The organism is Bacillus sp. JJ1609 (assembly GCF_036967045.1).
GTDB lineage: Bacteria > Bacillota > Bacilli > Bacillales > Cytobacillaceae > Mesobacillus.
Window position 1 is genome coordinate 1 of the sequence record NZ_JBALSS010000020.1, and the last position, 13,125, is coordinate 13,125.

The 13,125-nt window shown below is 39.4% G+C and carries 13 protein-coding genes; 10 read left to right on the plus strand and 3 right to left on the minus strand.

Features of this window, described 5'->3' with window-relative positions:
* Positions 1–144: 144 nt before the first annotated feature.
* Positions 145–1,890, minus strand: coding sequence for an AAA family ATPase (locus V7654_RS15235; protein WP_335431385.1), 1,746 nt, complete (start codon positions 1,888–1,890; stop codon positions 145–147).
* 324 nt (positions 1,891–2,214) lie between these two features.
* Here V7654_RS15235 and V7654_RS15240 point away from each other — a divergent pair, with 324 nt between their 5' ends.
* Positions 2,215–3,459: an MFS transporter gene (locus tag V7654_RS15240; RefSeq protein ID WP_335431387.1), complete on the plus strand. Its 1,245-nt coding sequence runs from the start codon at positions 2,215–2,217 to the stop codon at positions 3,457–3,459.
* 239 nt (positions 3,460–3,698) lie between these two features.
* Here V7654_RS15240 and corA read toward each other — a convergent pair whose 3' ends face one another.
* Positions 3,699–4,631: a magnesium/cobalt transporter CorA gene (gene corA / locus V7654_RS15245; RefSeq protein ID WP_335431388.1), complete on the minus strand. Its 933-nt coding sequence runs from the start codon at positions 4,629–4,631 to the stop codon at positions 3,699–3,701.
* Positions 4,632–4,967: 336 nt separating this feature from the next.
* Between corA and V7654_RS15250 the strand changes: the two genes are divergently transcribed.
* From V7654_RS15250 to V7654_RS15270, 5 genes are all read left to right on the plus strand, one after another.
* Complete coding sequence (locus V7654_RS15250; RefSeq protein ID WP_335431390.1) at positions 4,968–5,471, plus strand: CBO0543 family protein; 504 nt, start codon at positions 4,968–4,970, stop codon at positions 5,469–5,471.
* A gap of 71 nt (positions 5,472–5,542) precedes the next feature.
* On the plus strand, positions 5,543–7,231 hold the full coding sequence (locus V7654_RS15255) for a DUF6044 family protein (RefSeq protein ID WP_438825311.1): 1,689 nt from the start codon (positions 5,543–5,545) through the stop codon (positions 7,229–7,231).
* Positions 7,232–7,250: 19 nt separating this feature from the next.
* The gene (locus V7654_RS15260) at positions 7,251–8,288 is read left to right on the plus strand and encodes a glycosyltransferase family 2 protein (protein ID WP_335431392.1); all 1,038 of its coding nucleotides are present in this window, start codon (positions 7,251–7,253) and stop codon (positions 8,286–8,288) included.
* 19 nt (positions 8,289–8,307) lie between these two features.
* Positions 8,308–8,709 (plus strand): GtrA family protein, encoded by a 402-nt coding sequence (locus tag V7654_RS15265; RefSeq protein WP_335431394.1) that lies wholly within the window; start codon positions 8,308–8,310, stop codon positions 8,707–8,709.
* Between the two features lie 115 nt (positions 8,710–8,824).
* The gene (locus V7654_RS15270) at positions 8,825–9,655 is read left to right on the plus strand and encodes an undecaprenyl-diphosphate phosphatase (RefSeq protein WP_335431396.1); all 831 of its coding nucleotides are present in this window, start codon (positions 8,825–8,827) and stop codon (positions 9,653–9,655) included.
* Positions 9,656–9,707: 52 nt separating this feature from the next.
* Here the strand turns inward: V7654_RS15270 and V7654_RS15275 are convergent, their stop codons facing one another.
* Positions 9,708–9,860, minus strand: a complete 153-nt coding sequence (locus V7654_RS15275) for a YpzG family protein (protein ID WP_207502782.1) — start codon at positions 9,858–9,860, stop codon at positions 9,708–9,710.
* Between the two features lie 266 nt (positions 9,861–10,126).
* Between V7654_RS15275 and V7654_RS15280 the strand changes: the two genes are divergently transcribed.
* The 4 genes from V7654_RS15280 to V7654_RS15295 all read left to right on the plus strand — a co-directional run.
* Complete coding sequence (locus V7654_RS15280; RefSeq protein ID WP_335431398.1) at positions 10,127–11,068, plus strand: ABC transporter ATP-binding protein; 942 nt, start codon at positions 10,127–10,129, stop codon at positions 11,066–11,068.
* Complete coding sequence (locus V7654_RS15285) at positions 11,065–12,009, plus strand: ABC transporter permease (RefSeq protein WP_335431399.1); 945 nt, start codon at positions 11,065–11,067, stop codon at positions 12,007–12,009. Before V7654_RS15280 ends, V7654_RS15285 begins: the two co-directional genes overlap by 4 nt.
* Before the next feature lie 172 nt (positions 12,010–12,181).
* Positions 12,182–12,739 carry a GNAT family N-acetyltransferase gene (locus tag V7654_RS15290; protein WP_335431401.1) on the plus strand — a complete coding sequence of 186 codons (558 nt, stop codon included), beginning with the start codon at positions 12,182–12,184 and terminating at the stop codon, positions 12,737–12,739.
* A gap of 201 nt (positions 12,740–12,940) precedes the next feature.
* Positions 12,941–13,125 (plus strand): hypothetical protein (locus V7654_RS15295; RefSeq protein WP_335431403.1); only part of this gene is annotated, 185 nt, incomplete at its 3' end.

The window sequence follows — 13,125 nt, forward strand, 5'->3', positions numbered from 1 at the left end:
GGAACGGAAATCAACAGCCCCATTTTCGAACCAATCTAAATAAAAAAACTGTAGACAAGTTCGATTTTCATCGAGTTTGTCTACAGTCTGACGGCTTCCATTTTAGGAAGCCGCTTTTTTCTGTTCATCTGTTATCCACGAATCTTAAGCCATCATATAATTATCTTCTCTGAATCCTGCTTTATCCTGGACAATTTCATCTACTTCTGTACCTTCAAGTGTTTCTTTTTTCAGTAAAGCTTCTACAAGACGTTCAAACTGAGACTGGTGGGCATTGATGATCATTTCAGACCTTTCCAATGCCTCTTCGAACAATTCCTGCATTTTTGTTTCTTTTAGACCTTTGCTGAAAGTGAGCGAGAATCCTTCCTGCAGCAGGCCAGTATCCACCATTTGTTCAATGATTTGTTTTGCCTGCTGGACATCACCGCTTACTCCTATACTATGTTCGCCTAGGAACATTCTCTCCGCTACACCGCCTGCAAGTATCATGGCAATCCGGTCAAGCAGGTCACTCGTAGTTGAAAGCTGAAGCTCCTTTGGAATCGGCGCTACGTAACCAAGTGCCTGTCCGCGCGGTATGATCGTTGCTTTACGTACAGAACCTGGCTTTGTTACAGAAGATACTAGAGCATGTCCTGCTTCGTGGATTGCAACCCTGCGTTTTGTTTCATTATCCTTAAGAGTACGGGAAGTGCTGCCAAGGATAGTTCTATCGAGAGCATAATCAATATCACTTTTTGAAATGAAGTCCTGCTCATTTCGAAGGGCTCGCCTGCTTGCATTTTCAAAGAGTGAGTGCAATTCTGCACCGGAAAAACCGGAAGTGCTTTCTGCAAGATCATCCAAGGATGCTGCTACATCAGAAGCAAGATTTTTCCTTTTAATATGAATATCAATGATTTCTCTTCTGCCTTTCGTATCAGGAAGAGGAACATTGAATGAGAAATCAATCCGGCCAGGACGAAGGAAGGCCTCATCTAACATATCCTTGCGGTTCGTTGCGGCAATAAAGAGGATGCCATCGTTCGCATGTCCTCCGTCAAGCTGCACAAGAAGCTCAGTCAGGGTTTTTTCTCCTTCTTCGCCACCATTAGGCTTTCTTTTTCCGGCTAATGCATCTACTTCATCAATAAAAATCACTTTAGGGCCTTGTTGTTTACGTGCGCTCTGAAATAGACTCCGAACACGGGAAGCACCGACACCAATGAACATCTCATTAAAGGCTGAACCACTTGCTGAATAAAAGCTTGCGTTCAATTCACGGGCTATTGCCTGGGCAAGCAATGTTTTCCCCGTACCTGGAGGTCCATATAATAAAATTCCCTTTGGAGGTTTGATTCCCATTTTTTCGGATCTCTCAGGATTCTTCAAGATTGATAGAGTCTGAAGAATTTCTTCTTTCATTTCATCCTGAAGACCGCCAACATTCGCTAAAGTAATTGAAGGCAGGGGAGCTGGTTTGGAAACACTGTTTTTCATCTTATTCCCTGTTCCGATGCCGCCAGTTTTCTTTTGGATTACATAAACAGCACCCATCAGCAATATAAGAATTCCGCCAAGTAACCATGCTCCATATTTGCTGTTATTTGCATATTCATAGCTTATATTATTTTTTTCTACTAATTTTTCTACCATTTGGCTCCCTGGTGGTACTTGGGAAACAAATGTGGAATCTTTCGTTTTTAAAACTAGTGTACCATCTATATTTTCTGTAAGAGTTGCGGTTTCCCCGCCAAGACTCTCAACTGTATTTACTAATGAAGAAAAAGGTACTGATACCTTTTCGTCTGTATTTTGGATCATAAAGGTTGCTGCTATTGTAAATATCACCATAATCGCCGCAAATAGCGGAAGGATTTTAGAAACAAGTTTCGGATTTGAATTCATGCTTTCAGCTCCTTTTCGAATCTATATACCATTATAAGAAATAAAACCACGTTATGAATGGGTAAATTGAATGAGAGAGGCTGGTAAATATATGTAAATATAAGAAAAAAGGTTTATAAAACCTCTTAAAGCGGGTATAGAGCAGGTTTTTAATTTGTCTATTGGGAAAATAATTGTGAAGATATTGTGACAAACGAATTCTTCTGGTAATTTTTTCAAAAAATATTCTAAAGTATCTTGAAACTTTTGGAAGTTACCGATAGGATGAAAAGAGATTAGTAATTTATATTACTGCAAAAATTGTCTGCATCAGGAGGGGTCTGTTTGAAGGGCTGGAAAAATCCCTTATTGTTAATATTCGGGATAGGGATTTCAAACATTGGTAACTGGATATATTTTGTAGCAATCAACTTATTGGTTCTGAAAATAACCGGATCAGCTGCAGCTATTGCCGGGCTGTTCATTATCAGGCCGCTAGCAATACTCTGCACCAATACATGGGCGGGCAGCATGATCGACCGGGTGAATAAGCGAAAGCTGATGGTTTACATCGACCTAATAAGAGGGTTGCTTATTGCCATCATCCCATTCTTTTCTTCTTTATTACCAATCTATATCATTATGTTCTTAACAAATGTTGCTGGAGCCTTTTTTGCTCCTACTTCAGAAACATATATTACTAAACTGGTGCCAGCTGAAAAGAGGAAACGGTTCAACTCGATGTTTTCTTTTGCTACTTCTGGGGCGATGCTGGTTGGCCCAAGTGTCTCCGGAATATTGATCATGTACGGCAGCATCAATACAAGTATATACATAAATGCTGTTACTTTCTTCTTTTGTGCAGCCGCAATTTTCTATTTGCCCGATGTAGATGAAGATTCAGGCAATGGGACGGCAAGAGATAGAATCACGATGAACATGATTGTGAGCGATTGGAAGGCCGTTTTTAATTTTGGCAAGACAGCGTTAGGATTCATGCTAGTATTTTTGATTTTTCAGTTCATCACTTTAATCTCTTTTGCTCTAGATTCTCAAGAGGTTACTTTCATCCAGCAGGTCGTGGGCTTATCGGAAAAAGATTATGGATTATTAGTCAGTCTGACAGGAGCAGGATATGTAGCAGGTTCTTTTGCAGTTTCCGCTATGGCCAATCGGTTATCAGTCAGGCTGCTGATTGGGATGGGATCGATTCTAACTGTAGCAGGCTACCTTTTGTTCTATATCTCATCCTCAGGGACGGTTCCACTGGCTGTCATCGGCTTTGTTATCATAGGTTTCTTTTCTCCGTTTTCATTCACAGGCTACAGCACGTTCTTCCAAAATAATGTGCCGGTGGATTTAATGGGACGATTCAGCAGTGCATTTGCATTTTTCCAGGCGATTATCCAAATCCTCCTGACCCTCGTTCTTGGCTACTTGGCAGAAACCCTGGATTTGCAGACAGTCACCGTTGTGTTTGCCGGAATCGGCTTACTTCTGGCAGCCTTCCTGACGTCGGTTGTTTTCCTCCAGTCTAAGCAAAATCTATTTGCTCTTGAAGCAGAATCAAACCTCACTGAAAAAGGATAAATCAAAAGCTGTACAGTTCAATATGACCTGTACAGCTTTTTGATTTATGGCTTTAAAACTCCACATATGTAGAAATGGCTTACCAAATGCAAGCCACTTGGGTTCAACAAAGAATATTGGTTATCATATTCTTTCCTCAAGTGAAGAATCTTGCTCAAATTGGGTCTATTGTTGACATATTCTTTCTTCAAGTGAAGGATCGCACTCAAATAGGGAATATGCAGTTATCTATATACAAATCAATTCTTTTTCCCCCACCATCCCTTAGCCCGGAAAAATAACGCGATGCCTGCGCCAATCCCAAACATTAGGAAGAGGGCATATCCATATCCATATCGCCATTTTAACTCTGGCATGGTTTCAAAGTTCATTCCATACAGACCGGCTATAAAGGTCATTGGGAGAAAAATGGCACTAACGAGTGTGAGTGTCTTCATTATGGAATTTGCATGGTCTGATTTCAAAGTCATCTGCAAATTAAAGATACTGTCAAGTGATTCCTTGAATGAATCAAGCGCATTGACTACTCTCGCATAGCTATTATTCAAGTCTTTAAAGTACAGCGCAGAATCCTCATCAACAAACTTCAACTCATTTCTAGATATAGTGGTCATGACCTGATCCTGAGCTTCAATTGTTTGTCTCAGCTCGTGAAGCGTGGACTTCCAGCGATGGATGCTTCTGGCAATCTCATTTGCAAAAGGTCTGTCAAAAACATTTCGTTCAAGTTCTTGAATGTTATCTGCAATCCTGTCGATCATTTTTAGATCAATAGAAGATACTTTATCAAAAATATGGTAGAGCACCTTGCCGGAGGTTTCCATTTGTTCAGGATGATCGATAAAGAGCTGTTGAAGCTGGGCTAAGAGATCAATATTTTCATCTTCCTTTGTAATGACATAGTTTCCTCCAATCAATATAGTGATTTTCGCTTGTGTATAGTCATCTTGTATAGCAAACAACGAGATAATTGCTTCGTTATTAAATACATCAATCTTTGGGATATCACTGAAATGCTCTAATCCTTTCTTGGCAAGAGGATGGATTTCCATCTTGCTTATAAATTCATCGAATCGTTCTTTATTGGAGGGATCGAAATGAATCCAAATGGTATCACTGGAAGAAGAGGGAAGGGTATATGCCTCTTCCTTCTTAACATTTTTACTTGTCACATCGTAGTGAAGCATAAGTAACACAGCAACCTTTCAGTATGATTGAATTTAGAATTTCCCATCTAATAGGAATTATATCCATTACCCTGAAATTGAGTTTTAAAGAGAATGATTTTTACACCTTTTAAACCAATGTGCGAACAGATATTCATGTTGAATGTGCGTATATCTTTTATTTTACAAATGAACTTACCTATTAAAAACATAAAAAACGCAAACAAAACGATACATAAAAAATCTGGAAACTGTTGAAAATACAAAAGATTGAAGCGCTGGAAAATCACTGGTCATTAGCCTGCTGCCCCTGGCATTCCGTAACATAAAGGAGTTGAGATCTTGTTTCATGCCGCAGTTTTAGCAGGTGGAGTCCTGCTTTCATTTAAAATGGGCAAATGGAGAATGTGGAAGGAGTACTTGCCAACATTTTACTTTTGGGCCTTATTTAGCTGCTTCTATGAATATATTTCCTACATCGGCAACAAGCATTTATGGGAATTTGAAAAGAATTTCATCAGTCTTTTTGTTACGGAGAGCTTATACACCTTTGTGTTTTATCCAAGCATGATCATTCTGTTTCTTGGAAACTTTCCACATGAAAAATCGAAAAAGATATGGCATTATCTCAAATGGATTTCGTTATCCTTATTAATTGAAAGTATTGCTCTAAAAATGGGTGCCATTCGGTTCTCCAACGGGTGGTCGATGGCCTGGGAAGTTTTCTTTTATAGCACGATGTACCCCATGTTGCGCCTTCATTACAGAAAACCATTAGCAGCACTGATAATATCCTTCTTCTTTGTGCTCTTTTATTTAATTGTTTTTGACTACGGCCTGTTTTGAATTCGTTTTTAAAAAAAATGGGAATAGTTTCTTAAAAGAGACCGCAAACTTTAATAAGGCAAATATGATATATGAGGTGTAGTAAATTGTCTTACTTGCAGGATAAGGAGCGGCGTCTGATCGTGCTGGCATTGTTGGGTATGGCTCTTTTTCTATCACCGTATTTTATTTTGGGAGAGAATGCCCATATTAGGATCCATGACAATCTCGATTCAAATTTGGCATGGTATAAAGTACTTGCCGAAAGCGGCCAGATATCAGGTCCAGTTACAGCGAAGATCCCACAGGTGATAAATGGATTGCCCCGGAATGCATTTGGGACTGAATTTTCATTGATTGTTTGGCTATATTATTGGTTCCCCACTATGGCTGCATATGTTTTAAGCCAGGCAATTACAAGGTTTACAGCATTTCTAGGCATGTATTTACTATTAAAAAAACACTTCATCCAAGATGATGGATGGGGGGTTATCCGTGTCGGCACCTCACTAGCCTTTGCGCTGACTCCTTTCTGGCCGTCCGGTATGCTGAGCACACTTGGGATGCCATTGGCGCTATGGAGCTTCTTAAATATTAGGAATGGCGAACGGAAATGGACCAATTATTTAGTATTAACGGTTCTTCCATTCTATTCAAGTATCGTCCTTGGTTTTTTCTTTTTTCTTAGTGCGATGGGCGTATTTTGGTTTTTTGATATTTTCAGGCGAAAGGGATGGAACTGGCGTTTTTTTTTAGCAATCGCTTATATGACCTTTGTCTATTTAGTCACTGATTATCGACTAGTCTATTCATTTTTGTTTGATAATGAACCGAACAGCAGGGATGAATATTTTCATGCCCGACTTACATTTGGACATTCTGTAAGACTGACCATTAAGAATTTTATATTCGGCCATCATCATGTCCATACGATCCATACAATGATTATCCTGCCTGTCATCATCGCTGCACTTATCTTGATATGGAAAAACCGAGCCTGGAAAATGGAAAGGACATATGTCATTCTGTTTGTTCTCAATTTCCTTCTGTCCGCATGGTATGCCTTCTGGTTTTATAAAGGCTGGCTTCCTCTTACAAAAAGGTTCCACTTTTTAGATACGTTTAATTTTGCCAGATACCATTTCCTGCGGCCGCTGATTATCTATATCCTGTTTGCAGCAGGACTTAAAATTCTATGGAAACAAGGAAGACTGTGGAGAAAAGCTGTTCCGTGGCTTGTTGGTGCACAAATTTTATTGCTTTGTTTTACAAATGAAGAAATCGTCTATAAAAACAAACCGAGTGTAAAGGAATTTTACGCTGAAGAACAATTTCAAGACATCAAAGATCACATCGGCAAACCACTTGAGAGTTACCGGGTTGCGAGTATAGGCCTGCATCCTGCAATTGCCCAGTATAATGGCTTTTTCACCCTTGATTCATACAATAACTTCTACCCATTGACTTATAAAAAGCAGTTCAGAGAAATCATTGCAAACGAATTGCAGAAAAACAAAAGAATTCGGGTTTATTTTGACGAATGGGGCGGCCGCTGCTACCTTTTTACGGATGAGCTCGGCAAGCATTATATGTTTAAAAAAACATCAAAGAAACGGATCAAACATCTAAAGTTGAACTTGCAGCCATTTAAACAGATGGGTGGAGAATATCTATTCTCATCCGTTCCAATCGATAATGCGGCAGAAAATGGAATCCAGCTGGACAAAGTATTTTCGTCAAAGTCCAGCGCCTGGAAAATTTACCTCTATGAAGTTTTATAGCAGCAAGGAGGATGCAGCAATGAACTCACCAATATTAACCATCGTAGTCCCTTGTTACAACGAGGAAGAAGTACTACAAGAGACTATTGAACAGTTAAGAACAATCATGCATGAAATGGTTTCCAACTCGAATGTTTCAGAAAAAAGTAAGATTCTTTTTGTTGATGATGGGAGTAAGGATCATACCTGGGATATGATTTATAAAGAAAGTCTCAAAGGTGAATATGTAAAAGGCTTGAAGCTATCCAGAAATGTTGGGCACCAAAACGCTTTGCTTGCAGGTCTTTTTACAGCAAAAGACGCCTCAGATTGCCTTATTACGATAGATGCAGACCTACAGGATGACGTGAACGCTATAATAGAGATGGTTAGCAAGTATAAAGAGGGTTATGAAGTCGTTTATGGTGTTCGAAGCAAGCGAGACAGCGATTCTTTTTTTAAGAGGTCTACTGCAGAGGGATTCTATATGGTAATGGGAAAACTTGGTGTAAAGCTAGTTTTTAATCATGCAGATTTTCGCTTAATGAGCAGGCGCGCTGTAGACGAGCTAGAAAATTTTGCTGAAGCGAACATGTTTTTGCGTGGGATTGTCCCGCTGATTGGATTCAGCTCAACTTCGGTTTTTTATGAAAGGAAGAAACGCATTGCAGGAGAGACAAAATATCCTTTAAAAAAGATGTTTGCTTTCGCGTTCGATGGCATCACTTCGTTTTCCGTTACACCAATCAGATTTGTTCTGCTTGTTGGGTGTATTTCATTTTTTGTCAGCATGGCTTTCGGTGCCTATTTTCTTGCTTTGAAATTTTTTGGTAACACTCAGCTTGGATGGACCTCTTTAATCACATCCATCTGGCTAATCGGCGGCCTGCAGCTTATTGCCCTTGGATTAGTAGGAGAATACATAGGCAAAATCTATAAAGAAACAAAGCGGAGGCCAAAGTATATTGTCGATATCGATTTATTCAATCTTCCTGTCTCAAGGAAGCTGATGAATTCGGAAGGAATGATTTATGACCCACTTGGCACTGAAGCTCGGAAGCTGTCTGAAAATAACTAATAAGCTGGCAAATAGGCTAATGCGCTCACTAAACATAAATCCAACTTTCCTAAAATTCCTCCTGGTCGGCGCATTTAATACCTTCATCGGCCTTGGAATAATGTTTTGTTTGAAAAAAGGGTTGCAGTGGCCTTATTGGATTGCAACCTTTACAGGTAACACTGCTGGTGCAGTGGTGAGCTTCTTCTTGAACAGGGTATTCACCTTTAACAGCAAAGTTCCAATTAAAGAGGGAGCTTTAAAATTCACAGCAGTGATCCTAATTTGCTACATTTTATCCTTCTCAGTCAGCAGATTTCTCTCTGGACTAATTGATGGCCAGCAGGACTTACTCTCTACTGACAACCTTGCTATTATTTTGGGTGCTGGAATATATACAATTACGAATTATTTTGGTCAAAAAAGATTGGTTTTTCAATAGTGATTTTAAAAGGGCAGCATCTTATGGCTGCTTTTTTAGTTGACTAAAAGTGCAAAAAAGGATAAAAAGAAATGAGGTATATCGCAATTTTTAAAAACAGAGGAGCTATTGATTCATGAATTTTTGGGAATTATTCGTAGCATTTATACTCGGTTTAGTAGAAGGGTTAACTGAATTTGCCCCGGTTTCATCTACAGGGCATATGATTATCGTAGATGACCTGCTGCTACACTCGAAAGAATTATTTACAGAACAAGTGGCAAATACTTTTAAAGTGGTGATCCAGCTAGGTTCCATTCTAGCAGTAGTAATTGTGTTTAAAGACAGATTCTTGAATTTATTGGGCTTAAACAAAAAAGAATCTTTCGGAGATTCGACTGGCAGATTAAGTCTGTCAAAAGTGATTGTTGGATTAATTCCAGCTGGCGTTACAGGCGTGTTATTCGAAGATTATATCGATGAACATTTGTTTTCTGTCGAGACAGTAATCATAGGCCTGGTTATTGGAGCCATCCTGTTGATTATTGCAGACCGTCTTCAGCCTAAAAACCTAAAAACAGAAGATGTTGACCAAATCACGTATAAACAAGCCTTTGGTGTAGGACTTTTCCAATGTTTGGGCTTATGGCCAGGATTCTCTCGATCAGGTTCCACGATTGCAGGCGGAGTCCTGCTCAGCATGAGCCACAGGGCTGCATCTGACTTCACGTTCATTATGGCAGTTCCAATTATGTTAGGAGCAAGCGGCATATCACTTTTGAAAAACTGGCAGTATTTCTCGATAGACGCTTTGCCATTTTTCATCGTAGGTTTCATTAGTGCTTTTGTCTTCGCTCTGATTTTCATCAAATTCTTTTTGAAATTGATTAACAAAATCAAATTGGTTCCATTTGCGATTTATCGAATCATTTTGGCTGGATTGATTTACTTTATATTTTTGCAATAATTAAAAGGAAAAGGCCCAAAAGCCTTTTCCTTTTTACGTTTCGAAGCATCCTTTACCAGCGGTGTGCTTTCGCATTGCCTCGCGCAAGAATGGTATTTTTCGATACCTGCGTCTGGCCATTTACCTGCGAATTTAAACGCTTGCGCCTTGTCCAAGTGTGGTGGAAAAGTTCTGAGTGCGGATCCAAATGATCTTTGTAACTCATACAATCACCTCAGGAGTGGATTTTTGAAACGCATGATATTCCAAAGAACATCTCATATAGCGTTTGTATAATTGGGCGGCAATATACACTTAACGGCTGATAACAAATAGCTTTTATTGTTAAATTTAAATAGTGTTGAACTCATTCATAATGAAAAAAGAAAACTTTTTTGCTTTTTTTGTAACTTTTTACATTTTTCATCGTATTAAACTATGTGAATAACCAATACATCCATTTTTACTTTTGAAGAGAAAAGAGGAGAATCTATGTCGCAATTTGCCCTTGAGGTAAAATCTTTAACAAAGACAATCGGCAAAAAAACCATCGTTAATGACGTAAGTTTCGAAGTGGAACGCGGAGAAATATTTGGTCTTTTTGGTCCAAATGGTGCAGGTAAAACGACAATTATCCGCATGATTGTCAGCTTAATCAATCGAACGGGCGGTACAGTTATGGTAAATGGCCATAACCTGGACAATTCTTTTACTTTAGCAATGAATGAACTTGGCGCTATCGTAGAAAATCCTGAGTTTTACAAATACCTCAGTGGTTACAAAAACCTACGACATTATGCGCGCATGGCACTTACTGATATCACTGAAGAAAGAATCGAGGAAGTAACTGAGCTAGTGGGTTTGCAGCACGCAATTCATGATAAAGTCCGTACATATTCACTCGGAATGCGCCAAAGATTAGGAGTAGCACAGGCCATATTACATAAACCTTCAATTTTGATTCTCGATGAACCTACGAATGGACTTGATCCACAGGGAATCAGGGAATTTCGGGACTATCTGCGATTATTGGCTAGCCAGGGGACATCTGTATTAGTATCTTCTCACTTGTTATCTGAGATGCAGCTGATGTGCGATCGTTTTGCGATTATCGAACAAGGCAAGCTAATTCACATTTCGACGATGAATGAAAGCGAAGCTTCAGAAGACAAAGCTTTGCGTGCTGTAGAGATTGAAGTTTCAGACATAAATGGAGCATCTAAACTAATAAGGGAACTAATGCCGACTGTTAAAATTTCCTCTTTAAAAGAGCATCGGTTAACACTTTCCGTTGAGAAAGATACTATTCCTGAAATCAATAAGCTGTTAGTTAAGAATGATATTGATGTTTATGAGATATTGAATGTTAAAGCTACCCTTGAAGACCGCTTCTTGGAAATCACCAATAAGGATAAAAAGGAGCAGATGGTATGATGGCATTAATCCAAAATGAATTGATGAAGATTTTCGGTAAAATGGCAAGCTGGATCTATATGATCATCATCGTAATGGCTGTTTTAATTGCCGGTATAATTTATATGAAGTTCAGTGGCGAACCAAACCCTAACTGGCGCGAGGATATCCAGGCAGAGATCAATATGCTTGAGAATCAGCTGCCATCAGCACCTGAGGAAGAAAAACCTTTAATTCAGACACAAATTGACCAGAACCAGGAATATCTGGACAAAAATATTGATCCAACCGCCAAAACAAATTGGCACTTCATGAATGAGGTTGTGATCGGTGTCAGCTCACTTGTAACGCTGTTCGTCGTCATTGTAGGAAGTGCGAATGTCGCTGCCGAATTCTCAGATGGAACAATCAAACAACTGCTGATCAGGCCTCACAGAAGATGGAGCATTTTGCTCTCTAAATATATTGCTGTTATCATCTACGCATTGCTATTGGTAGCAACACTGGTTGTGTCAGGATACATAATCGGTTTGATCCTATTTGGCAGCGGTGATTTCAACATGAAGATTTTTGAAGTGACCTTAGAGGGCAGAAAGGAAGCAATCGTAGGAACTCAGTTCTTTTTGAAGATGCTTTACTTTTTGCCAAGCTTGCTCGTCGTCATGACCATCGCTTTTATGCTTTCGACTTTATTTAAGAGCCAGGCGTTAGCCGTTGGCATCGGCATCTTCGTCCTGTTCTTTTCATCAACCTTAGGCGGGATCATTTTGATGCTTGCGGATAAGTATGTTTGGGCAAAATTTTTAATCTTCCCGCATTTGGATTTGACCGTGTATGCTCTTCAGGATAGAATCCTTGAGGATATAACACTTCCTGTTTCACTTTCGATCCTTGCGTTATATTATGCAATCTTTATGTTCGTAACATTTTTCTTTTTCCAAAAAAGGGATATCAGTATTTAAGGGAGAATTTTTTAAGAGAGCGGCATTTGTCGCTCTCTTTACTTTTTGGCTATGTTAAATCCGAGTGTTGTTTTCAGCTCCAGTCACTCGCCTTCCGCGGGGCGTCAGGTGCTAAAAATCATCATTAACCTTTAACACAGTCTACTTTTTATGAGAAAGGGGCAGGGTATATATGAACCCGCTTTTATTGGATTTTCCGACCGAATTTGAAACAGACAGGCTGTTGATCAGGATGCCATTGCCTGGAGATGGAGCCGTGACATGTGAGTCAATAAATACTTCATTGCCCGAGTTAAAGCCCTGGATGCCTTTTGCGCAAAAGGAAACAACGATTGAGGAAACTGAAATCAATATCCGCCAGGCATACATAAACTTTTTGAATAGAACGGATTTACGCTTGCTAGTATTCAAAAAAGATACAGGTGAATTTGTTGCTTCTTCGGGCTTGCATCGAATTAACTGGGATGTACCGAAGTTTGAAATTGGCTATTGGATTGACACTCGCTTCAGCGGGAAAGGATATATGACCGAGGCAGTGCAGGGGATCACTGACTTTGCAGTGCGAGAACTCAAGGCACGAAGAGTTGAAATTCGATGTGATGCATTAAATGTTAAAAGCAGGGCGATCCCAGAAAAACTAGGGTTTACACTTGAAGGTATATTAAAGAATGAATCTATTTCAGTTGATGGTGAACTGAGGGATACATGTGTTTTTGCGAAGGTCTTTTAGGAAATCAACTAAGATCGTTCCCAATAAACAGAATCAAAAAACAATAGAGAAGCCATTTTTGGCTGCTTTCAGTGTGTAGAAAAAAGGGGTGCGGAATGGTCTAATTCCGAACCCCTTTTGCAAATCGATTACTAGAGCAGAAAGTGCAAAACTCAAACAGGCAGGTAAAATGATTCATTCTAGAGATGCTGGCAAATGGTCATGAGCAACCTTCAAACAACCATTCAACCCGCTTTTACACTCACGAATAATTGTGTACAAGAAAAAGGAGCCACCAATAAAGCCTCTTGGTTACCTGAAAGAACAAATATTGGAAAAAAAGGAGCCACCATTTATGTTTCTTGGTTACCTGAACGTACAAATATTGGAAAAAGAGGGCACCAATA

What these genes read in the sequence shown, in the direction of transcription:
- V7654_RS15235 (WP_335431385.1), bottom strand. Translation starts at nt 1,890, where the DNA reads ATGAATTCAAATCCGAAACTTGTTTCTAAAATCCTTCCGCTATTTGCG.
- V7654_RS15255 (WP_438825311.1), top strand. Translation starts at nt 5,543, where the DNA reads ATGAGGTGTAGTAAATTGTCTTACTTGCAGGATAAGGAGCGGCGTCTG.
- V7654_RS15260 (WP_335431392.1), top strand. Translation starts at nt 7,251, where the DNA reads ATGAACTCACCAATATTAACCATCGTAGTCCCTTGTTACAACGAGGAA.
- V7654_RS15265 (WP_335431394.1), top strand. Translation starts at nt 8,308, where the DNA reads ATGCGCTCACTAAACATAAATCCAACTTTCCTAAAATTCCTCCTGGTC.
- V7654_RS15270 (WP_335431396.1), top strand. Translation starts at nt 8,825, where the DNA reads ATGAATTTTTGGGAATTATTCGTAGCATTTATACTCGGTTTAGTAGAA.
- V7654_RS15275 (WP_207502782.1), bottom strand. Translation starts at nt 9,860, where the DNA reads ATGAGTTACAAAGATCATTTGGATCCGCACTCAGAACTTTTCCACCAC.
- V7654_RS15280 (WP_335431398.1), top strand. Translation starts at nt 10,127, where the DNA reads ATGTCGCAATTTGCCCTTGAGGTAAAATCTTTAACAAAGACAATCGGC.
- V7654_RS15285 (WP_335431399.1), top strand. Translation starts at nt 11,065, where the DNA reads ATGATGGCATTAATCCAAAATGAATTGATGAAGATTTTCGGTAAAATG.
- V7654_RS15290 (WP_335431401.1), top strand. Translation starts at nt 12,182, where the DNA reads ATGAACCCGCTTTTATTGGATTTTCCGACCGAATTTGAAACAGACAGG.